2 protein-coding genes (1 of these 2 cut by a window edge) are annotated in these 26,884 nt (G+C 46.3%); both read right to left on the minus strand.

Translation table 11 applies throughout. The features are described from left to right. Entirely contained in the window at nucleotides 1-13,665 is a 13,665-nt protein-coding gene (locus tag L1286_RS01735) for a non-ribosomal peptide synthetase (protein ID WP_235405209.1), read from the minus strand. Then, on the minus strand, nucleotides 13,662-26,884 hold the 3' portion of the coding sequence (locus tag L1286_RS01740; protein ID WP_235405210.1) for a non-ribosomal peptide synthetase. 2,470 nt of this gene lie beyond the right edge of the window; the window shows 13,223 of its 15,693 coding nt (coding positions 2,471-15,693); its start codon lies beyond the right edge, outside the window; the stop codon is at nucleotides 13,662-13,664. Before L1286_RS01740 ends, L1286_RS01735 begins: the two co-directional genes overlap by 4 nt.

Here is a 26,884-nt window from a genome sequence, read left to right on the forward strand (position 1 = left end):
TCACTTCTTTTTAACCTGGTTGGCATCTTCTAAAGTCACCAATATATTCGTTAATTCACTCGCCAAAACATCGGCGTACTGGGTAGACAACATAGACATATGGCTACCAGGTACATCAAGGATCTCTGCTGGTGTTGAGAGACAACAGGACAAGTGCGCTTGGATCTCAGAATAAGTCCCGTGAGCTAAAACGCCCTGTTGAGCTCGTATCAAAATCGTCTGACCACCAAATAGACAACGCGGTTGGTACGATTTGTAAATCTCAAATTGTGTTTTCATGAGCGCCTGTAATGAATGGATAAAGTCACCGTTATTGCTATGTTGTTGCAATGCTTGCGTTGTGACCTGTTCTTCATATGAACGCACTCCCTCACGCTCGGTGCCGCTTGTTTGAGTTCGACTGACTTCGTCATTCATCATGGCTATCGCCATTTGCTGAACCACATCATCAGCATGTCGAGCCTCTCTAACGGCATCTGGCAGATATATCAAACTATCTAGCAAAATCAGCGTGACAGATTTACCGAGCTTCTCTAAAGCAACCGCTAACTCGAAGGCTACTGCACCGCCAAACGAGTGGCCACTCAGCACGTAGCTGTCGCGATAACCATTCGCTAAGATTTCATCTAGATAACTTGAAACAATTTGCTCTAAGCGTGTGTGTCGTTTTTGATCCGCTTGCAAACCACATGGTTCAAACACAGACAAACTCACCGTATTGTCCAATGCATTGCCCAAGGCCTGATAAGACATAGGTAAAAGGCCCGCAGCAGGCACGCACAGCAACTCAAGATCCGAAGAAGGTGTATTATTGATAAGGGTAAGCGACTGCCACTGCTCTGCTTGCTTCATCGATCCTTGTTCAATATATTCCGCCAACGCGCCCAAAGTGTTATATAAAAATAAATGGCGAATACTTATATCAATACCATAAAGCTGGTTAATATTTGACACAAGCTTTATTGCTAGTACGGAATGACCGCCTAAGTCAAAGAAGTTCGCGGTAATGCTGATCGCAGCCACATTCAGCTCCAAAATCTCAGCAACTAATTCAACTAACTTTTGTTCCCACTCAGTTGCGGGCGCAATGTAACTTGAATCTGCTTGGAACTCGGGTTCTGGTAGGTTTTGCTTGTCTACTTTACCGTTCGCAGTGATGGGAATATTTGGTAACAGCATGAAGACACTAGGCACCATAAATTCTGGTAAAACGTCTCTAATATCGCCACGCAACTGCGCAATAAATTCAGCTTTGTCAATCGTTGTTAAGTCCACAGTCGATACGGGGACCACATAGGCGACCAAACGTTGCTGTGCGCTGGAGTGATGCACAGTGACAACGGCATTAGCAACTTTCGATTGGAGTTTTAATCGGTTTTCTACCTCGCCTAGCTCGACCCTAAAACCACGTATTTTGACTTGATCATCTGCTCTGCCTAAGTACTCAAGTTCACCTGTTGATAACCACCTCACCACATCCCCGGTGCAATACATACGTAGACCATCGGCCGTAGTTACAAACTTCGACTGCGTCAGATCAGCCCGTTGCCAATAGCCTTGAGCAAGGCTCGCTCCCCCAATCAGTAATTCACCCGGAACACCGACTGGGACCGGCATATGCGCTTCATTAACGACGTGCACAAAGTTATTTGCCGTTGCACGGCCAAGCGTAATTGGTTGCTGTGGCACCACGTCACTGAACGTCGCAACCACTGTTGATTCAGATGGGCCATACGCATTTACGACTCGACACTGTTGTGCCCATGCCCAAGCCAGTTCGGGGTCACACGCTTCCCCTCCAACGACTAACACCTCTAATGCATAGTCTCCAGTCACCGGGAGCTGTGCCAACATTGCTGGTGGAATGAGGGCGTGAGTAATTTTATTTGCCGCCAAATAAACCGCCAGATCTGTCGCCGACAACCTCGTTTCTTGGTCGCACAAGTGCAGAGTCGCCCCATTAGTTAATGCCAATAACCAATCCCAGGTTGCGGCATCAAAGCTAAACGAAGAGAATTGCAACACTTGGCTTTGCTGCTTAACCTCAAAGCTCAGTTGTTGCTCAAACATTAAGTTAGAGACACCTTGGTGTGTCAGCATAACGCCTTTTGGCTTGCCTGTTGATCCTGACGTGTAAACCATGTAAGCCAGATTTTGCGGCGTTAATGACACCTCAGACACAGGTATATTGTCAGCGTTATATTCAGCAAATAACACCTCTCTGAACTCTCTATCCAATGGCAGTACGGTTTGTTCAGACAGGAATGGCAGCACTTCTAATACTTCCGCTTGTGTCAGGACGATGTCAATGTGAGAATCCTCGACCATTTCAATTAAGCGCTGCTCTGGATAGTTAGGGTCCATCGGTAAATATGCTCCCCCCGCCTTCAGCACACCCAGCACGCCAATGAGCATCTCGACCGAGCGGTTTACACAAATTCCAATGATTGAATCAGGCGACACGCCTTCGTCAATCAAGTAACGTGCTAATTGGTTAGCCGCCGCATTGAGTTCACCATAGCTCATACTTTGGCTTTCGCATGCAACCGCTATCGCATCTGGGGTGCTCTCAGCCCATTGCTCAACAGCTTGGTGAGCCATCAATTGAGCTGAATCGGACGGCGTGTACTTATTCCATCGCGCAATCCGCTCTAAATCCTCAACAGGCGTTAGGTTAGCACCGCGTATTGTCTGGTGTGGATTTTGAGTAAACGTATCAATTGCCATTTCGAAGCTTTGCGCGATTCGTTCGATTGTTTGCGGGTTAAACAAACTCGTTGCGTATACCCAACGCACATATAACCCTTCGTCGTTCTCACGCATATGCACTTCAAGATCGTAGCGAGATTGTTGAGTTTGCCTGTCGATACGACTCACGCTCACCGCATCCAATTCGACATCGGTCATTTCATGATTGTGATAAGTCAAACTCAATTGATACAGTGGCGAATAGGCCAAAGAACGTTCAGGTTTAAGTTCCTCAACAAGTGCCTCGAAAGGGAGCGACTGATGCGCAAACGCATCTAAAGTGGTTTGCTTAACTTGCGCCAGTAATTCGGTAAATGTTGGGTTCTTCGACACATCACTGCGCAATACCAAGCTATTGACAAAGAAGCCTATTAAAGGCTCAAGGTCCTTGTGCTGGCGACCAGCAACAGGCGTACCAAGTACAATATCTGACTCACCACTAAAGTGGGCATAGACCACCTTGAGCAGACTTTGCAGTAACATAAACAAGCTCGCATCGTGTGTATTTGCAAGCGCATGTAGCTTAGCCACTCTTTCAGGTGCAAGCACACGTACAATATGCGCCCCGTTAAATTGCTGTCTGGCTGGCCTGCTCTTATCAAGAGGCAAGCCATGTACGGCGGGTAACCCTGACAATTGCGTTTTCCAATAGCTTAAATCGTTCTGGATAGCTTCATCACCCAAAACATTACGCTGCCAATGCGCATAATCAGCATATTGAATATTCAGAGGAGACAGCAGCACTGGGCTTCGCGCACTATGACTCTTGTATAGCGACATAAACTCCTTCGCTAATACATTCATCGACCAGCCATCTGAAGCAATGTGATGGGTTGATAAAATTAATGCACTCTCATCACTGGGTAATTTAACAACGGTGCAGCGCAGCGCTGAATCTTGTGTTAAATCAAAAGGCTTTTTCATCTCGTCTTGAACAATGGACAACAATTGTGCGTCTGCGCTCTCACTATCCGTTGATAAATCAATATGACTTAACACCGCGGTACCATGTGGGTGGATTATTTGAACCCCTTCACCTCCCTCATTAGCATAGGTTGTACGCAGTATTTCATGACGCTGCTGCAATGTATTTAATACTCTTTGCAATACTTCAACATCAAATCCACGAGAGAATTTCAATGCCACTTGCATATTGTACTGCGCACTGGCACCTTCTAGTTGATAAATGAACCACAGCCTTTGTTGTGAGAATGACAAAGGTATTCTAAGCGCCCTATCTACAACTGGGATGGCACTGAATTGCACACACTCTAACGTATCCACATAGCGTGCAAACGCCTGCAAGCTAGTGTGTTCAAATATAGCGCGTATCGGTATCTCTTTATTTAAACTTTGAGCCAAATGCGACATCATTTGAGTTGCAAGCAAAGAGTGCCCTCCCAACTCAAAAAAGTCCGCGTGTGCACTGATATTTTCCACACCTAACAGTGTCCCCCATAGTTGAGCTAACTCTATCTCGGTCTCAGATTGAGGCGCTACAAATTGGCTAACTGACTGATAAATAGGTGCTGGTAGTTTGCGTTTATCCACTTTGCCATTGCTGGTCAGCGCAAAGTTTTCCACGACCATAAATGAAGCCGGTATCATGTAGTGTGGTAGTTGCTGTTTCAAATATTCACGCCATTGTCTAACCGCTTCTGATTCAGCAATATCAAGAGAGTTCGTCAACGTAACGTACGCAATCAATTGCTTGGTACCAGAAGACTCGTCTACCAACACAACGGCCTTCGAGATATGTGTATGATTTACCAGTTGCTGCTCTATTTCACCAAGCTCAATCCTAAAGCCCCTGATTTTTACTTGTGAGTCTTTTCGCCCGATAAACTCCAGTACACCCTCTGCGTTTCTTTTACCCAAATCCCCCGTGTAATAATACCGATGACCATCTTGATGTTGGACAAAACGTTCGGAGGTTAAACCCGCATCCAAATACCCTTTTGCCAACGAAGCGCCCCCGATCCGAATTTCGCCGCTTACACCGACAGGCTGTATCTCTCCTGCGTTGTTCACAACATCAACCACAACATTATCTAGCGCACTCCCCAAGGTAATCGGTTCGCCTTGGTAGATTTGCGCATGCGTTACCGCTACAGTACTTTCAGATGGACCATACGAATTATAAACATGACACTTTTGTGCCCAGCGCCACGCCAAAGATTGCTCACACGCTTCACCAGCAACAATTAAAGCCTCAAGGCTATATGCCTTGTCCACGGACATGTGCGTTAGTATCGCAGGGGGGATCGCGGCATGTGTAATGTCGTTATCAAGTAAAAATTGCGCTAAGTGACGCGCGGACAGACGCTGCTCTTGGTTACAGATATGTAAGCTTGCGCCATTCGCCAACGCCCAGAGCCACTCAAATGTTGCACCATCGAAACTGAGCGAAGCAAAAGCCATGACTCGACTTGTACTTTCAACATGGTACAGCTTCTGCTGATTTCGCTGTAAATTTGCTAGCCCGCCATGCGTCAGTAAAACACCTTTTGGTGTACCCGTAGAACCCGATGTAAATATGCAGTATGCAGCACTGTCAGATTCAATCCCTGTTTCACATTTAGCAATGTTTTCCTCACTCATAGCAGCCAAGAGCGCATTGCGAATGTCCTTATCCATCGGAAAAGTTTGGTAGTCGGCCAAACACGATAAGGATTCAATCACCGAGTTTTGCGAAATCACCCACTCTACATCTGCCTCTTCGAGCATGGTGACAATTCGATCTTCGGGGTACTCTGGATCAATAGGCAAATACGCCCCGCCGGCTTTCAACACAGCGAGTATCGCAATGCTCATCTCGACTGTTCGCTCAACACATACAGCCACCAAAGTGCCTGATTTTAAACCTTGGGCTCTAAAAAACGCAGCAAGTTGGTTCGCGGTACGGTTCAATTCACAGTAAGAGAGTGTGTCTTCATCACAGCTTACAGCCAGCGCATTCGGTTGTAATTGAGCCCAGTATTCAACACGTTCGTGCGCAAGCTGTAGCTCGTCGAGCGCAGCAACTGGCCAATTCCCTGAATGCCGATTGATCACACTGAGATCATCGTGCGGCATAATATTAAGGCGAGAAATCGGTAACTGCGTATCCGTGACAATGCTATTAAGCAATGTTGCAAAACTGTCGGCAAAACTGGCCACCGTTCGCTCATCGAAAATGGCTGTTGCATAAAGCCAACGTAGGTGTATGCCGTCATCACTCACTGAAACATTAATGTGCATATCAACATCGACCGATGTAACATCTTTGCCATATGTCGAGACCTCCACATCAGGTAAACTGAGCGCTGGGGCTGCGTTGTTTTGCATCGCGAGTGCAATTTGAAACAACGGCGCATGACTCAAATGACGCTCTGGGTTTAGGCGCTCAACTAAGCTGTCAAACGGTGTGTGCTGATTGGCAAACGCATCCACAACCATTTTCTTTGATTGGTTTAAGAAGGTGCTAAAAGACTGTGTGCCATCGACCTGATTTCGCAATACTAGGTTGTTCACAAAGAATCCAACCAAAGGCTCAACTTCGGCACGATTTCGACCCGCTATGGGTGTGCCTAAGACAATATCCTGTTCATTACTCCATCGCGATATTAAGGTCGCAAGGGCCGCTTGCATCAAAATAAATAAGCTCACTTGGTGGGACTTTGCAAACCCATCCAATTTATCAGCTAAAGCAGGCGCGATCAGCTGTGAATGACGCTGCGCACGATAGTCTTGCTGATTAGGTCTTGCTCTATCAAGCGGCAATCCATGTGTCACTGGCAAGTCTTTCAATTGCTGTTGCCAATAATCCCACTCTAATTGTAAAACGTCTCCGCCACGAGCATCTATTTGCCACTGAGCATAGTCTGAATATTGAATGGGAAGCGGTGGTAAATTTACGTCTTCACCAGTTATCAAAGCACTATAAAACGCAATAAATTCATGGCTTAAAATACCTTTTGACCAACCGTCCGTTGCAATGTGGTGAACCGTGACAAACATCACAAAATCATCATCTCCACAGTGCGCGATGGCGTAGCGTAAACTTGGCTCGTGACGTAAATCGAATGCGTATTTTAATTCTTGCTTTGCTTTTTGTTTGAGTGCAATTTCTTGCTCATCTTCGCCAAGGTCATATAAATCTATGAACTCTGGCTTGATAGTCACGTCCTGCAATACGCGCTGTATGACGCGCTCTCCCTCATCATTGTATACAGAACGCAATATTTCGTGACGGTTCACGATGGCTGAAATTGATTTTTCCACGGTTCGCAGATTCAACTTGCCTTTAAAACGTAAGACGATTGACTGGTTATAATCAGCCCCGGCTCCATCGAGCTCATTAACAAACCACAGTCTTTGCTGTGCATAAGAAAGCGGCGCCTCTTTTTTTGCCAACTTCTCGATTGGCTTGCTTTGTTCATCCGTATTGCTGCTGTCAATGTACGCGGCTAACTCGCTCAGAGTTGGATGTTCGAATGCAGCACGTACCGATATATGTTTACTTAGCCGCTTATTCACTTGATTCACGACCCGAGTAGCCAGCAAAGAGTGACCCCCAATTTCAAAGAAATTATCGCTCGCATTAATGTGGGACACACCCAAAATGCCCTGCCAGACTTTGGCAACTAAAATCTCTGTAGAAGTCGACGGCTCTTTCTGCGTCGCGTGGTGCTCTATTTCTATCTGGCTCAGTGCACGTCTATTCACTTTACCATTGGCTGTCAACGGCAACACATCCAACACCGCATACAACTTAGGGAGCATGTACTCTGGCAGCCATTGCTTAATGAACAAACGAATATCATCCAACGAGGTTCGCTCTGTATTACCAGAGGTCAGAACGATATACGCAGCTAAATAGCGTGCATCCCCTTCCCCTAACGCAAGTACGACCGCAGTCTCAATTTGCGCGCAACGCACGAGCATACTTTCAATTTCACCCAGCTCAATTCTGAATCCCCGGATCTTGACCTGATTGTCCGCACGACCCAAACACTCGATATCTTGACTTGGCAGCAACCGCCCTAAATCTCCAGTACGATAAGCGCGCTGTCCGTTCTCTAAGGTGACAAACTTCTCAGCAGTCAAGGTTTGTTGACCCCAATAGCTCAGTGCTAAGTTCACGCCTGTGACGCAGATCTCACCAGGCACCCCGCTTGGTTGTATCTGACCATTATTGACGATGAGCACCGTGTTGTTCGCAATTGCTTTGCCAATGGGTGCACTGGCACTTTGAATGTCTTCTTGTACAACATAAAAGCTCACATCCGACATGGTTTCAGTAGAGCCATACAAGTTAACAATTTGCGTACTCGCGAGCAGACGCTTGAGATTGTTTGCAAGCTGCCCTTGTAGCGGTTCGCCACTTAAGAACCAGTAACGCATTGCCTGTAATGCTGTGCCAACACCTTCAACGGCACTCACTGCTCGAGCCAATGAGGGGGCTGTGACAATGCGAGTGACGCCATGTGCCGCCAACGTCTCAACAAGTCGATTCTGATCCAAGACAACATCGTTTGAAATCAAGACAGATTGCGTGCCCGCAACCAGAGGCGTAAACATTTCCCACACTGAGCGAATAAACGCAGAGCTGGTGACAACAGCCGTCACTTCGTCATGAGAAAATGCAAACTCGTCTAACATCCAGTTGATGCGGTTTGACAGTGACTTATGACTGCCCACCACCCCTTTCGGGTTACCTGTTGTCCCAGACGTGTATATGATGTGCGCAGGCGCCTCTGGTGAAATTACTGGCCACTGAACATCCTGTATTAATGGAACGCCCGTGGACATTTCTACCATTAAGCTATGGCTTGACTCGGGCAATCTCGCGATCAGAGTGTCTTCAGTTAGCACAATGCGCGCGTCCACATCTGCCAAGATGTAAGCCACTCGCTCATCAGGAAACTCTGTAGAAATAGGAACATACACTGCGCCAACGCGCAGCGTTGCCAATGCAGCAATGACCCATTCGCAACGTCTTGTCATCAGCACAGCAATATGATCACCGGGCTTGACCCCTTCATCCATTAAATCAAGCGCCAAACACTCCGCTTGTTCACATAGTTGCTTGTAAGTGAGCGCCGTGTGGCCATCTTGTAACGCGATTGACTCGCTGTCAGTCTGTCCATGCGCCCAAATCTGATCAACAATGTTGCTTGGTGTCTCGATTGTTCGACCTTGAGGGTAATGTGTACATGTATCTTGTTGCGCACTAATTGGCAGGTCGAAAATCCCCGACGACGGATTGGCCAATGCTTCATCTAATAAATATGCAAAACTTTCAGTCAACTGCTCGATACTGTGTGGCTCAAAAAGCGCGGTTCTGTATGACCAGTTAAAGAATAGTTTGTCACCCATATGACGTACATACACTGTCAGATCGGCTTTGGCTAATTGCACTTTGTCGTCTTGATGTAACGGCTCTATGGTGAGTTCAGTTTGATCCCTTTGAGGTTGCGCCGGCGCTTCTTTTTCAAAAACATTCAGCATCACTTGAACAACCGGATGATAACTTAAGCTACGCACCGGTTTCAGCTCATCCACCAGCATATCAAAGGGAATGGTGTCATTTGAAAACGCATCTAAAATCATCTGCTGGTTTTGCTTCAGCTGTGACATAAAGCTTGGATTGCCTACAAACTGCGTCCGTAAAACTAGCGTGTTAAGGAAAAAGCCAATCAATGGTTCAACTTGCTTAGTCTGTCGGCCAGCAGTAGGCGCACCGATCACAATATCTTTTTCCCCGCTGTATCTGGCCATCAATAACGATAATAGCGTTTGCACAAAGGCAAACAATGTTACGCCTTGTGCCTTGCAGAATGCTTTAAGTTTAGTTGCCTGTTGCTCGTCAAAAATTTGAACCAATTGCTCACCAGCAAAGTCTTGCTGTACCAGACGTGGTTTGTCCAAGGGTAAACTGTGAACTTGTGGCATGCCCGCCAATTGCGTTTTCCAATAGTTTAACTGTCCTTCGAGCCCTGCATCTCCAAGTCGCTGTCTTTGCCAAACGGCATAGTCGGCGTATTGAATCGATAAAGGCGCTAGTTCTGCGTCAGTTCCCGATACAGCGGCTTGATACAGTGCCGTCAACTCCTTGCCGATGATGGCATTTGACCAACCGTCAGATGCGATGTGATGCACAGTAAAAATCAGCACATGTTCAACTTCGGATAGCCGCACTAAACACGCTTTGATCATGAGATCCTCAGCCAAGTCAAAGACACAACTTGCTTGTTCATTCACAAGTGTGTTTATCGCCTGTTGCTGTGCTTCGCCACTTTGTGCGCTTAGGTCATGCTGTAACACCTTGATTTTAGCGTCAGCACAAACCTGCTGTTTCGGCTCGTCATCTATTTGTACGTATACGGTGCGTAATATTTCATGGCGTTTAACTAAGCCTTGCAGTGCTGCTCGCATTGCCGCCACATCCAGCGCCCCTTTGATCTTCAAGGCACTTGACATATTGTACTGTGGGCTTGCACCTTCAAGCTGGTCAATAAACCACAATCGCTGTTGTGCAAAAGACAAAGGCAACGGCTCAGTGCGTGGTTGGCATTGAATTTGATTACACTCAACGGTCTCAAAACCATCAATATACTGGGCTAATGTTGCGAGTATGCGATTTTCAAACAATGCCCTAACAGGTACTGGCTTAGAAAAAGCCTGTGATATTTCACTGACAGCGCGTGTGGCTTTTAGGGAGTGACCGCCGAGAGCAAAGAAGTCTGCAAAGCGTCCAATGTCCTTGATACCGAGTATGTTTGACCATATCTTGGCGAGCAACCGTTCTGTATCATTTTGTGGTGGAGACTGATCCACCTCTTGTTGTAAAGGAGCTAAAAGTGCATTTTTGTTTACCTTACCATTGGCACTCAGAGGCATAGAATCAATGAGCTCAATGCTTTGGGGTAGCATATACTCTGGTAATCGCTCACGTAAAAAAGCGTGCAGGCTATCACTTTCTACTTGCGAATTTGCCACAACATAGGCGGCCAGTTGAGATTCTTCGTCTTCGCCCCACACTTTCACGACCGCTTCACTCACTGCCTCATGGCGAGTTAGCTGATGTTCTATATCACCCAGTTCTACGCGATAACCGCGTATTTTTACCTGCTCGTCCATACGGCCCAGAAAATCGAGCTGTCCACTTTCCAACCAACGTACTTTGTCACCCGTGCGGTATACTTGTTCATTGCCTAAGGCAGGCAGTCTTACAAACTTTTCAGCGCTTAAATCAGCATGGTTTAAATAGCCTTTTGCCATGCGTTTAGTGGCAATACACAACTCGCCCGGCACACCTATCGACGATAAGTTACCTGCCTCAGTAAGGACATATAGACACGTATTGGGCAGTGCTTTACCTATCGGTAAACTGCCTATATTTTCGAGCGTATCTGCTGAACGCAAAAACTCAGTAACATCAAAGCTACTCGCACCTACGACCGTTTCTGTGGGACCATAATGGTTATAAATTTGTGACTTTGGAAAACGTTGCTGTAACTCGCAGGCTATGGAAGCTGATAACTTTTCCCCCCCGATCACAAATACATGCGCTTTTGCACTTCCTCGGTCTTGTAGCAGCGGTAGCACAGCACGCAAATGCGACGGTGTTAAGCGAACAAAGCGTTGCTCAAGGGCGTCATTCTGTAAGGCACTTGCCAACTGTGTTAGTGGATCATCTTCGCTGATTAAACATACACTTCCGCCATTAATAAGCGGCACATACAACCCAGGAATAGTCAGATCAAATGTTGGTGCAGTGGCCACCAGTGAACCATTACCTGGGTAATGATGCGAAGACGACAATTGACAGTAGTCCAGCAAACCTTCATGCGTAACTTGAACGCCCTTAGGCTTACCCGTTGAGCCAGAGGTGTAAAGCACATAAGCGATATCTGCCAGCGCAACATCTTTAGCCAAGGCTTGGTACTCACTTAACCACTGCGCGTGCGTCGCTGCACCATCTAGAAATATGGCATCAACACCTGGCAGCGCAGGCAAGTTTTGTGTCCGATCTTGTAGCACTACTTCAATGCTAGCATCCTCAATGATTTCACTGAGTCGCTGGGTACCTTGGTTAGCGCCTAGTACAACGTACACAGCGCCTATTTTCTGCACCGCGAGCAAGGCGATGAGCAATTCAATAGACCGAGTGAGGTAAACCCCCACATGATCCCCTGATTCAACGCCCGCTTCATCTAGCACTGATGCAAGCTTGCCTGCTTTGTCATTCAACGCGCCATAGCTCAGCGTTGTCGGGTTATGATCATTATCTAGGTAACACACCGCCTCTGCATTGGGTGTTTTATCTGCTTGCTGCTCTATTTGTCTAATTAATGGTACCACTCTATTGGCGTGTGCAATTTCCCCCTGACCCCAGTCAATCAACTGCGCCGTATCGTGTTCATTTAGTAGCCCAAGGTCTGACACCTTAGCGTCACTGTGGTTGGCCATTTCACGCAGTAATGCTTCGAAGCAATCTGCCATTCTTTCCATACGAGCACCGCTGAACAGGTCCTCTTTGTATGACCAGCCCAAATAGATACCGTTCTCTGACGCTTTTGCTGTTAAATCAAGATCAAAGCGAACTTGATCGCCTTCTTTTTCAATGGGTGTAAAGTCGACCTCAGGCAAATCCAAACTCGACATTTCGTGATTTTGCAAAACAAACTTAATTTGGCATACCGGGTTATAAGCAAGTGTGCGTTGCGGGTTAAGCGATTCAATGAGCTGTTCAAAAGGTAACTTGTCGTGACTAAATGCTTCCAACACCGTTTCCTTCGCCTGTTTGATTAACTCACTGACTGTCATCTCAGAAGATACTGACGTTCTTAATACCAGCGTATTAATAAAGAACCCAATCAACCCTTTGGTAGCTTGATGCTCTCGACCTGCATGGGGCACCCCCATAACAATGTCCTCAGAACCACTTTGGTAGGCCAACAATGCAGAAAATGCCGCCTGCATAACCATAAACAGTGTCGCATCATGTTGATTGGCGAGGCTCATTAATGACTGATAAACCGTACTATCCAGCATACGGTGAAGGCGCTTGGCTTCATAGCTTTGCTTGGCTGGCCGCGGCTTGTCTAACGCCAGCGAATGTACTTGTGGTATGCCCGCTAACTTTTCAAGCCAATATGCGAGATCGGTTTGTAACGTGGCATCCGCATTACCGTGTCGCTGCCAATAGGCAAAGTCTTTAAATTGTATGGGCAACGGTGCCAGCTCAACGTGTCTATTTTGGCTATGCGCCTGATAAAGCTCGCTAAACTCATTTACAAAAATCCCCATTGACCAGCCATCAGAGGCAATATGGTGCATTGTAAAAATGACAATTTTTTGCTGATCATGCAACTCCAGTACCTTACAACGGAGCATGACGTCAGTCCGTAAGTCGAATGGTCTTTGCGTCTCTTGCTGGATCACCTCTTTAAACATCGTACTTTGATGCGCATCCAAACGCTCGACAACCACCGGAACGGACACCTCCTGTTGCACGATTTGAACAGGCTCACTCTCGTGCTCGACAAACACTGTACGCAGCACTTGGTGGCGAGCAACCAATGCGTTCAACGCATATTTCATCGCCTCGACGTTGAGCGCTCCTTTTACGCGCAGTGCATACGATAAGTGATACTGTGTGCTGTTTTGTTCCAATTGGTCGATAAACCACAGTCTTTGCTGGGAATACGACAATGGGTAATGTTCAAGGGCTGGCGCAGGCTCGAGCGCTTGCTGATTGCCATTTTCTGGATTAAACCAAGCAATAATATCTTGCTTGTATTCTCTTAATTGTGACGTTAGCTCCTCGGTTAAATTGCCACATTCATCACTAATCAGTAGTTTATTATTTTTTACAACCAGCTTTATCTGCTTGTTTTTACATTCTTCTAGTGTAGAGATAAATTTCATAGTTCAATGAGTTCCTGAGCGTTATCCGTATCCATGTCTAAAGAAATTGCTTGCCTTAGGTCGTGCTGTGAGGTGTGTTGTTCTATGACAGTGGCGAGCGTTTTGATCGTGCTATTGGTAAAAATGTCTGTCACAGACAAACTAATGTTGTAACGTTCATTGAGCTCAATATTGAGCTTTGCTACCAGCAGTGAGTGACCGCCCAGCTCAAAGAAGCTCGTATTTGCACCAATTTGCGCCCCATCCAAATTAAGCAACTCGGCCCAATAATCAACAAGTTGCATTTCAATATCGGTTTCAGGTGCTTGGTAGTCCTGTGTTGATGTAAAATCAGGGCTCGGCAGAGCACGTTTATCAATTTTGCCATTAACCGTCAGCGGCCACGCTTCCAGCACAATGATTGCTGCCGGCACCATGTAATCTGGTAACACGCTGAACAAGTGCTGTCGCAATTGAGTCACTTGTGTATCATCAACTGCTTCAGAATCCTTAGGAACCACGTAGGCAATCAACGTACTGTCACCTTGTGCACTTTGCTGCGCAACCACCACACTGGCCGCTATTTGCGGCACCAAATTAAGCTGAGATTCAATTTCGCCCAGTTCAATTCTGAACCCTCGAATTTTAACTTGCTCATCGTTTCGGCCCAGGTAAATTAGCTCACCCGCTTGGGTCAGCTTGGCTAAGTCCCCTGACTTGTACATTGTTGTGTAACCGAACGCGCGCATTTGCTCAGTGGCAAAGGGGTTATCAACAAATCGCTGTGCACTGAGTTCTGGTTTGTTCAGATAACCCTGTGCGACGCCCCGGCCACCGACATAAATCTCGCCCGGCACCTCAATTGGTACTGGGTTGCGATTGCTGTCCAACAAATAAATAGGTAAGTCACCCAGTGCGACACCAATATTTGAGCGCCCCAAATCTGCTGGCGTGATGTGTTTATAGGTTGCATGTACGGTAACTTCGGTAATCCCATACATATTAATAAACTTCGGTTTATCAACCTGATAACGTGCCCACCAGCCCAGTAAGTCTTCTGTTCTTAATGCCTCTCCACACATTACAATATACTTAAGTGCATCTAGCGGATACTGCCCTGACAACGCGGCTTCGCTTATCATTTTGAATGCGCTTGGCGTTTGCGTCATAGAGGTGACTTTTTGTGATTGACACAGCGCGATAAATGCTTGCGGATCACGTGTTTGAGCATAACTAGGTATGATCAGTTTTGCGCCATGTAGCAAAGCGCCCCAAATCTCCCAGACACTGGCATCGAATGCGATTGAGTGGAAAAGTGTCCAAACCGCTTGGTCATCAAATTCAAAGTGCGGGTCAGTAATGCTGAATAGACGCGCAACATTCGCATGGGTTACCAGCACACCTTTTGGATTGCCCGTTGTACCAGACGTATAAATGATATAAATCAGCTGCTGCGGATCAGCTTGCGCACACAGCAAGTTATCTTTTGGCATGTCCACTAACTGATCGGTCAACTCATCCAGACATACCACTGGGACATGCGATACATTAATTTTTGCAGCCAGTTTACGACTGGTGAGTAGCGCTTCAAAGCCACTGTCCTGCGCAATGTAATCAATGCGAGATTGTGGTGCGGCAGGATCCATCGGAATGTACGCCCCGCCCGCTTTCAAAATCGCTAAAATCGCAATGATGGCGTCAAAGTTTCGCTCAAAACAGATCCCGACTAAACTCCCTCGTTTTATGCCTTGCTGCTGCAAGTAATGCGCTAATTCATTGGCCTTTGTATTGAGTTCAGCGTAGGTCAGCATATCGTCTTGTTGCCAAAGTGCCACGTTATCAGCAAACTGATGTGCACAATGCTCAAACTGCTGATGCACCAACCGCACGTCAGGCAGATTAGCTAAACATGGCTGATTGTGCTGGTGCACTTCATATTCGCCAGCCGTTAGAAATGCGGGGTATTGATTTTGATCAATGGCAGTGGGCATTTTCAGCAAGACATTTTTAAAGTGTTGCAACAGGCGCTCAATACTGGTTTGTTCAAACAGGTCACTGCGATAACCCAACTTCACATTCAGCGTCAGTCTCAAAGACGCAACCACACTCAATTTAAACGTGGTACTTTCAGTATTTGATAGCGACTCTACTTCGAATGGTGCTTGACGTGATCCTTCTTGCATAGCGGCATCAATCGGATAGTTTTCAAACACCAATAAGCTGTCGAAGAGACTATGCCCCAATTTAACGGCACTCTGTCTTTGTATTTGTAAAAGAGACAAGTAGCCAAATTGGTTAGATGTCTGGAATGACTTATGCAGTGCCTGTATCGCTTGCGCAATATCTGCTTGCTCAGCAAAAGAAGCTTTCACTGGTATGGTGTTGATAAACATTCCCACCATTTGCTCAATTCCCTCTACCTCGGCAGGACGACCGGAAATGGTTGCACCAAATACCACGTCTTGTTCACCGCTATAACAATGTAGCAAGTAGCCCCAAGCCCATTGTAAAAGCGTATTAATCGTCGTGTGTTGATGCTGTGCTAATGTTTGTAATAATTGAGTTTCACGCTCAGTAAACTTAAGTTGCAGTTGACTAAATTGCTTTTCTTTATCACTTCCAGTTAATTCAATTGCAAGCGGCGTAGCCTCGCTAAAATCGCTCAACATATCATGCCAGTGCTGCTGCGCTTGATTCACATTAGCTTTCGTTAACCATTCGACATAACGTTGATAGCTTGGAGCTTGCTCAAGGCCGACTTTTCTGCCTTCAAGGCGCGCACAGTAAGCGCTTAATACATCACGATACACAACAGGAATACTCCAACCATCTAATAAGATATGATGTAGCGTCCATAAAATTTGATATCGATTGTCTGCAAGTTGAATCACATACCAGCGACACAGAGGTGGTTGCGTAAAGTCAAACCCTTTATTGCGATCTAGCGTTTTAAAGGCTTCAAATTTTTGTGCTTGCTCATCAACCGGTATATTCCGCCAATCAAGAAGCTGCCACTGCAATTGCACATCAGAGAGCACCATTTGATTTAAATTGTCCGCTTCACCCACAAAACCGGTGCGTAATATGTCGTATCTAGCCACAACATCCTGCCAGGCTAGCTTGAATACAGATACATCTAGTTCGCCACGAATCACAGGGTGAATCTGCACCGTGTAAGAGGACTTATCAACTAAGTGTTCAAAGTACAGGCCTGACTGCATGGGGGTTACTGGATAGAGGTTGTGCAATGCGGGATGCTGTTGTTGTAAATCGTCCAATTGTGCCAACGTAACCGACGCAAGCGGAAAATCAGACGGCGTAAACTGGCTGCTTTCAACTGTGGTGCAATGTTCAACGATGGCAATGAGACCCGACTCAATTTTTTGAGCCAGTGCACGCATTGAAGCATCTACAAATTGTTCATCAGAATACCCCAGTGAAAATGACAGCTTCCCCGCCACCGTCTTGCCACTGAGGGTGAGCATTGCGGCTCGTTGGCGATTCAAACTGACTTGAGGCCCAATTGATTCTGGTGCGACTTGGAACTCGGTTTGCTCATTAATCACCTGGTCAAATTGTCCAAGGTAATTAAATACTAGTTGTGGTTGGTGAGCTTGCTCAGCCGTAATCAAATCCACATCTTGGTTTAAATAACGCAACACGCCATAGCCTATGCCATTATTTGGGACCGCACGGTATTGTTCCTTGATTGTTTTAATCACCGTGCCAATATCATGCGCTTCACAATGCAAGGCTAGCGGATATATGCTGGTAAACCACCCTACGGTCTGAGTCAGGTCAATATCATCAAATAAATCCTCTCGCCCATGACTTTCAAGAGTCAATGTTAAACCACTCATACCCTGCCATGCCCTCACCCCCAACACGACTGCTGATAACAATAATTCATTGATTTGAGTGTGATAAGCACTATTACAGTGCTGTAAAAGCTGGGTTGTGTGGTGCTCTGGCAGCTCGATAGCCACACGCTTAGTTGACGCGATTTTACCCGTGCCAATTACAGGTAAATCTGTTTTAAAGGCGTGCTTTACCTGACTCAATTGTGACAGCCAGTACGATTTCTCATCCTGTAAATCAGGCGCTTGAGCATACTCACTCAGTGTGTTAGACCAGCATTGATAAGACGTTGTTTTGTTTGCAAGTTGGATTGTCTGCCCTTGCTGCCATTGCAAATAAGCTGTTTCAATGTCTTTTAACAGCACCCGCCATGATACGCCGTCTACGACAATATGATGTACAGCCAGCAGCAATCGGTTTTGCACTATGCCAGGTGCAGAATCACAGTCAAAATACACAGCTCGGATCAATGGCCCTTGAGTCAATTCAAATTGTCCTTGCCAATACTTGCTGCGCGCCTCTATTTGATTTGATTCAGAAATAGTCTCTGTTATACAACACGCATCAATAAAAGCTTCATCCAACTCGATATATTCCGCAACACAAGCGTCGCCCGATGTTTCAAATCTTAACCGCAGTGCATCATGTCTATTCAAGATTGCCGTTAACACTTGTTTGAGCACCGTACGTGTAAAGGACTCCGGTAAGGTCAGTAATACAGCCTGATTGAAGTGATGACGATCTACATCGTCTTTATTAAAAAAGTAATGGTGGATCGGCAACATTGTATGCGTACCGGTTACGGCACATTGTGGCACATCAATACTCTGAGTCTGCATCTCAAGCTGAGCTAACGCTTCAATCGTTGGATGCTCGAACAGCTGCTTTGTACTGAGAGCTAGACCAGCCTCATTCGCCCGAGAGACCACTTGAATTGAGAGTATTGAGTCGCCACCAATTTCAAAGAAGTTATCAGTTACCCCAACCTGCTCTAGCCGCAATACATCTTGCCATATGTCCACCAATAGCGTTTCGGTGGCATTACTCGCAGCAACAAACTCAACGCAGCTTTCAAAGTTCGGCTCTGGAAGTTTCGATTTATCAACTTTGCCATTGGCCGTTAATGGTAAAGACGCAACAGCAACCAATACCGCTGGCACCATATAGTCTGGTATATTTTGTTTTAAATAGGCCTGTAACTGTTGAACAAATATGTGCTCATTAAATGACGAGTCGTTATGCTCCACGACGATATAGCCCACTAAGCGGTTGACATGCTCATCGCGTTTGGCAACAACACATGCATTCACCACCTGTGGATACGTTAGGATATGGTTTTCAACTTCTCCCAGCTCAATCCTAAAACCACGGATTTTGACTTGATCGTCTACACGTCCCACATACAGCAAGTTGCCACATTCGAGCAGTCGCACGATATCACCGCTACGATACAAGCGTGAGTCACTTGAAGTGGGATCTGTCACAAAGCGCTGCTGCGTCATTTCCTCACGATTTAAATAGCCACGAGCAACGCCGTGACCACCTAGATACAACTCACCTTGGCCGCCAACTGGAACTGGGCGCATTTGTTCATCAAAGACATGGTGCTTAGAGCCCGAAATTGACTGTCCAATCGGGAAACCAATTTCGCTGCTTTGTGTTATTTCAAACGCGGTACTATACGTGGTGTTTTCAGTTGGGCCATAGACATGGACTAAATGCTCAGGTTTACCTGCTGCCAGAATTCGTTTAACCGCAGAATTATCCACTGCTTCACCACCAAACAGTAGATACTTCAAGCAAGCGAAGCCATTTGCCGCGACCAAAGACATTTGATTCAAAATAGCCGTTGTAACAAACAGCGTTGAAACTTTATGCGCCTCCAGCGCTTCGCTCAATTGTTTGGCATTGAGTAAGGTTTCCTTACTGATGTAGTGAAGTTGCATACCATTGGCAAGTGCGCCCCAAATTTCGAACGTTGCCGCATCGAACGATGCATTAGAAGCCTGCGCCATGACTGTTTCAGCATCATAGCGCACAAAGTTGGTCTCGCTGACTAAGCGTACGATATTACCATGCTCTACCATCACTCCTTTTGGTTTCCCGGTCGAGCCGGAAGTATAAATGACATATGCCAAATGATGCGCATCAATCGCTTCACTTAAATTATCACCCGCATATGAGCCCGACACATTTTCTCTAAAGGCCTTATCGAGAGGCAAGAGCGTCACGTCCTCAAAAATAGACAATGACTCCATCACGGATTGTTGTGTCAGCACCACCTCGATTTGAGCATCCGCGATCATGAAGGCTAAACGTTCTTCAGGATATTCTGGATCCAGCGGCACATAGGCTGCACCCGCCTTTAAAATGGCCAACATGCCAATTAACATTTCTATAGAACGCTCAACACTGAGGCCAACTAACGTTTCATGGCTGACGCCAAACTCAATCAACAGCCTCGCCAATTTGTTCGCTTGCGTATTGAGATCGCCATAGCTGATCTCTTCACCTTCAAAATGTGCGGCTATCTGTTCAGGTCTCTGCTGAGCTTGCTGCTCAAATAGGGTAACCACTGAGTCAGCAAAAAGCGGCGGCAACGGCTCAGTGCTTGCAACAAGCGCATCACTAAGTAATTTCAGCTCCTGAACATCCCGCTCTGCGCAATCAGGCATTTGTGACAAGATATATGCAAAGTCTTTCAGAAGGCCATCAATGGTTGAGTCTGCAAATTCATTACTTTGATATTTGCATTGAATATGCACCTTCTGTCTGACACCTACATTTAAGGACAACTTATAATTCGTCTCCTCGTGACTTGCACTATCGATTATCTCTAAACCTGAGTCATTACTTGCCGCAGAAGTCGCCGCTTCTATGGGGTAATTGCTGATTACCAAAAGGCTATCAAACAACTGAGTGCCGCCGCGCAGTTGAGATTGCTTTTGAATATCAACGAGAGAAATGTGCGCGTGTTCATTACATGCTTGGAAATCTGTTTGCACGCGTTGCAACATGTCTGTGAGTGACAGTGACTCTGTAAAATCAACATTAAATCCAATGGTGTTAATAAACAGGCCAACCAGTTCTTCAACTCCTTCTACTTCCGCTGGTCGACCGGATACAGTCACACCCAGCACGACTTCCTGATCTTGGCTGTAGCGATGTAATTGGTAGGCCCATGCTAACTGGATCAATGTATTTATTGTAATTCGCTGTTGCTTTGCGAACGCTTGCAGCACATCAAACGGATCCCCTTCGAGGGCCACCGAGCGAGTGCGCGTTTCATTCGTCAAACCTACCTCCAGCTTGTCAACCACCAGCGGAGTCGGCGCTTCAATATGAGATAAACGGTCTCGCCAAAACTGTATCGACTGCTCCGTTGATTGAGCAGATAACCACTCCATGTAACGTTCATAAACGGGAGCCGTATTCAGAACCGGTAACTGTGCGGTACTAAATGCCTTATATGCGACCATCAACTCTTTATACATCAGTGGCAATGACCAACCATCCGACAAAATATGGTGATGGCTCCACAGCATTTGGTAGCGGTCATCGGCCAAGCGTATCAGTACAATCTTCATCAATGGCGCTTGAGCAAAGTCCACACTTTCTGAACGCTCATTGACTCTCAGAGCCTCAAAGCTCGTGGATTGCTGCTCAGGTGAGCGGGAGCGCCAATCAAGCTCCTGCCAGTTTAAATCAGCGTGCCTGCTTACAAGTTGATATAACACGTCATCGCATTGGACAAATGCCGTTCTCAATGTATCGTGGCGCTCAACCAAATACTGCCAAGCCTGCTTAAATGCCTCCGTGTTCATCTCACCTTGAAACACGGGGTAATGCTGCGTCACGTAAGATTCAGGATTTATCTGTGCGTGAAAATAGAGCCCAGTTTGCATTGGTGTCGCGGGATATAGTCGATGCAACTTGGGATATTGCTGTTGCCACTTTTCCAATACGTGCGGTGCTACATTGGCTAACGGAAAATCAGACACGGTAAAGGTATTCTGTTGCGGTTCACAACAATGGGTGATAACGCTGGCCACAGCAGCCTGCAGGTGTTCAGAAAATACTTGCATCGTACGTGCGGTATATCGCTCAGCGCTATATTCCAAACTAAATTGCAGTACCCCATTTGCTACCAGCCCTTTCAATACAACACCGTGACGTCTTGCTCTTTGTGCACTGGTAGTTACACCAGTGCTTTCCTCAGCAAACGTAAAAGCATGCGCTTTATCTTTCGCTGTATTTTGTGTTACTTGACCAAGGTAATTAAATGTCAACTCAGGCTCATTTTCTTCATGCCAAGCCAAAGTACTATCGGTCAGTTGAGATATCCCGAACCCAAACCCGCGCATTGGCACGGCACGCACTTGCTCTTTAATCGTTTTGACGACATCTGAAACAGCCATGCTTTCACTGTACAATGCCAGAGGGTAATGTGTCGTAAACCAACCGACAGTTTCCGTGATATCGAGTTGATTAAACACATCTTCGCGGCCATGCCCTTCTAGCTTGATCTGTACGCCTTGATGACCTGTCCAGTTATAAACGCCAAGCACCACCCCAGCGAGTAATAACTCATTTATTTGCGTGCGGTAGGTATGATTCGCCTTGCTTAGCAACTGAGAGGTCAGGGTTTTAGAGCAAGAAAACGCGCATGTTTTTGTACTTTCATTCGTCCCAAACCCTGCAATTGGAAAATCTTTAGGTAATGTGGGCACTGTGCTATTAAGTTGCTGATGCCAGAACGCTTGTTGTTGCTTAATCTCCTCTGATTGGCTGAAACGTACAACTTCTTGCGCAAATGCTTTAAAAGACGATGTTTTTGCACCAGGTTGTACCTCGTCGCCTTGCTGCCATTGATGATACGCCTGTTCTAAATCAGCCAACATTATGCGCCAAGACACGGCATCCACAACAATATGATGTGCGACTAACAACATTTTACGATGGGCAGCGTGCTCAAATAATACCGCTTTAAACAACGGGCCATTGGCCAAATCAAATTGCGATTGCCAAAAGTCACACCGCGCTCGTAATTGCGCCTCATATGTTTGCTCACCTGCTAATGTTTCAACATGGTAACTGTGCGACAACAGCGTGTCGTCGAACGCTTGGTGCACTGCCTGCCAGCCCGATGGTGTTTCGGTAAAACGCAGCCTCAACGCATCGTGTCTGCCAAGTAGGGCTTGAGATAAAGCTTTTAATGTCTGACTATCAAAGTCTGTCGGCACGTCCAACAAAACAGCTTGGTTAAAGTGATGTAAGTCAGTCCGCTCGCCCGTTAAAAAATCTCGCTGGATAGGTAATAGTGCACACTCCCCTACGACGTCACTTTGTTGACACGCTTTATGACTTGTATCCACCACCTGAGCAGCCAGCTCTGCGATAGTCTGACTTTGGAAGAGTTGACGAGTTGATAAAGAGAGCCCCAATTTTGCGGCGCGAGATACGACTTGAATACTCAGCACTGAATCGCCACCGATGGCAAAAAAGTTATCATGGATCCCCACTTTGGGCAGATCCAGTACCTCTTGCCAAACAGACACTAATTGTTTTTCAACTTGGCTTCGAGGCGCGGTATAGACCGTTTCTGACACGTTTAACTCAGGCAATGCATTACGATTAATTTTGCCGTTAGCATTCAATGGTAAAGTAGTCAAAAACTGTATGGTCGTTGGCACCATATATTCAGGTAACGATTGTTGCAAAAACGCCTTAATGTTTTCAGATGACACAGCTTCTTTGCACACCACGTAAGCGCCAATCAACGCATTTTCTGTATGCTGACTGACGATGGCAACCGCTTGCTCAACTTGTGGGTGGCAAATTAACTGTTGCTCGATTTCACCCAGTTCAATTCGATAGCCTCTTACTTTAACTTGGCTATCTAACCGACCGATGAACTCTAAATTTTGGCAAGGTAACCAGCGAACTCGGTCACCTGTTTTGTATAAACGTTCATCGCTGGAAAACGGGCTCTGGATAAAGTGGCGCTCGCTGAGTTGTGGATTATTGACATACTCTTTAGCAACACGTAATCCGCCAATATAAAGCTCACCTGGCATACCTTCTGGTACAAGCTGTAAAAACTCATCTAATACATATACAGATGTGTTAGGCAAAGGCTTACCAATCGGCAATGCTGCTCGCGTCAACATCTCATTGGGATCTAACGAGTAACATGTCGCCCCCACGACCGTCTCAGTAGGACCGTAGTGATTAAATATATGTGCTTTTGGAAAACAAGATTTCAGTGCAAATGCTAAGGTGCTATCAAACCGTTCTCCGCCAATCACAAAGCGATGTGCCATATTCGACGGGTAGTTTTCCATTAGGGGGATCAGCGCTTGCACATGAGATGGCGTCAGACGCACTAAGCGAGCACCTAAATTATCGTCACACAACATTGGCGCTAGCGCATCTAGCTCTTTTTCAGCTGGAAGCAATGTCACACACGCCCCTTTTAATAACGGCGCGAACAGTCCGGGGACTGATAAATCAAAGGCGATATTACTGGCTACGATAGAACCTGATGAAGGGCAATGATGTTCACTTGAAATTAAGCAATAGTCCACCAAGCCTAGATGTGTAATGGCAACCCCTTTTGGCTTGCCCGTAGAACCTGATGTGTACAAGATATAGGCGATATCTTGTTGTGAACATGTGAGCTGCAAATTAGTCTTTGGCTGGCCACTCAACCAAGTGTCACTGTGCAGCGCATTGTTTACATTAAGCTGATCAAGTTCAGACGCCAGCTCACTGCCTTGTTCATCACACAGTATGTGAACAACATTTGCATCCGAGATGATGGAAGATAGTCTTTGTTCAGAATGTCCTTGAGGCAAAATAACATAACTTGCGTTGGCTTTTTGCACGCCCAGCAAGGCAATTAAAAGCGCAGCAGAGCGACTCATATAAATACCAACTCGCGCTTGATTGCCAGCCTGATTGGTGACGAGGTAATGGGCCAATTGATTGGCTTTTTCATTCAGTTGGGAATAGGTCAGCTGGACCTCGCCGCATTCAACGGCCAACGCCTCCGGTGTTTTAGCAACTTGAGACTCGAACAATGCGACCAAACTGTGTTCCCGAGCAAGGAGATAATCTTGCCCTTTAGCCTGCACTAACATGCGTGCTTTTTGTTGTTCGCTAATAAGCGCATGCTCAAACACAGCACGATCAGGTGCGCTTATCAATTTTTGTAGCAATATCTCATAAGCACTTGACCACTGTGAGATAGTCTGGGCACTGAATAAAGATGCGTTATACAACCAAGATGTTTTAAGGCCGTCCGAGGACTCTTCTACGGCGAGTTGTATATCAAACTTTGACTGTGATTGTTGACCACCAATACCACTAATTTGAAGCCCTTTTAAGCTCAATTCAGGTGTAGCGTTATTACGCATGGTAAATAAGATCTGAAATATCGGCGAATAACTCAGGCTGCGGGCAGGTTTCAATTCATCGACTAAATAGTCAAATGGAACGTCTTGATGCTCAAATGCATCTAACGCGACCTGTCGCGCATTTGCTAGTAGCGTCGTGAAACTAGGGTTAGCATCCAATGAGGTCCTCAACACCAACGTATTTATGAAGAAGCCCACTAATGGTTCAAGACTCTTATGATTGCGCCCTGCCACTGGCGTCCCCATCACAATGTCTTTTTCGTTACTCAAATGAGCCAACAAAGTTGCAAAAGCCGTCTGCAACACCATAAACAGAGAGGCGCCATGCGCCAGAGCAAAGTTATGTAACCCCTTAGCCAATGCTTGATCTATTGTATGATCAAAGCGCACCGCACCAAATTGCTGTTGAACAGGTCTAGGGTAATCCAATGGCAGAGTGTGTACCGAAGGTGCATCTGCTAACTGCGTCTTCCAATAAGCCAGCTGCTGAGCAAAAACGGACTCACCTAATTCTTCACGCTGCCATATTGCAAAGTCAGCATATTGGATGTTAAGTGTTGGCAAGTCAGCTGGCTGCTGCGCACAAGCCGCGCGATAAAGCTCAGAAAGCTCATTGATAATAATACCATTCGACCATCCATCCGAGGCGATATGATGCAACGTTAAATACAGTGCATTGTCATCCGGCGCGAGCGTCGCCAATGTTGCTCGCAGCATAAATGCGTCATCACTCAAGTTGAACGGTTTTGTTGATTCTTCAGCGGCAAAAGTACGCAGTGCCTGTTCAAGCTCATCACCGGCCAGCATCGTAAAATCAACCTGTTCTATGGCGACGGGACTTGCAGGCAAAATCACTTGCAGCGCTTGGCCATCACTTTCACGATAGCTTGTTCTTAGGATCTCATGCCGTGCAACTAATTGGCTGAGTGCCTGTTGTAACGCTTCAACGTTAAGCTCGCCACTTAAACGCAATGCAAAAGGCATATTATATTGCGTGCTACCACCTTCTAATTGCTCGATAAACCACAACCTTTGTTGCGCAAAAGAGAGCGGTAAAGGCACATCACGTGAGGTTCGTTCAATTTCCTTAAAGCCCGATCTCGGTAAACCATCCACATATGCAGCTAGATCACACAAGCGCCTGTGATCAAACAGTGCGCCAACTGTTATTTTCTTACTCAGGAGACGATAAATGTCACTGGCTACGCGTGTCGCCAATAATGAGTGACCACCTAATGCAAAGAATTCTGATTGACGACCAATGGCATTTTGCCCTAAAACGGTTTGCCAAATGCCCGCTATTAATAGCTCGGTATGAGTCTGTAATGCCGCGACTTCATCCTGATGAGATTGATTGGGTTCAAGCAGTTTAGATTTATCCACTTTACCATTCGTTGTGCGAGGTAATTCATCTACAAATAGAATCGCCGAGGGCATCATATACTCAGGTAAACATGCTGCCAACTGCGCGCGCACTGCGCGTTCATTTAAGTCGTCAACGACACTTAAATATGCGGTAATATAGGCACGACTTTCCTTTCCCCAAACTTTAGTGACAGCCTGAGATACACCTTCAATCTTTAATAACTGCTGTTCAATTTCACCCAACTCAATACGATGTCCACGTATTTTAACTTGATCGTCAACACGCCCTAAGAATTCAAGGTTTCCGTCACTTAGCCAACGTACTTTGTCTCCGGTCCGGTATATCTGCGCCCCATCAAATGGACTCTGCACAAAGTGCTTGGTCGTCATCTCTGGACGGTTCAAATAACCTTTCGCAACACGTTTGCCACCGATGTAAAGCTCCCCCGGCATGCCTTGCGGCACCAATCTTAGTTTCTCATCGAGTACAAATAGACTCGTATTCGGTAACGCTGTACCAATGGGCATGCGCTCAACCAAGCTATCTATGTGTGCACTGACATCAAAACACACAGCCCCCACTACGGTTTCTGTTGGTC

It is taken from the genome of Pseudoalteromonas sp. SMS1 (assembly GCF_021530565.1).
Lineage (GTDB): Bacteria > Pseudomonadota > Gammaproteobacteria > Enterobacterales > Alteromonadaceae > Pseudoalteromonas.

What these genes read in the sequence shown, in the direction of transcription:
- L1286_RS01735 (WP_235405209.1), bottom strand. Translation starts at nt 13,665, where the DNA reads ATGAAATTTATCTCTACACTAGAAGAATGTAAAAACAAGCAGATAAAG.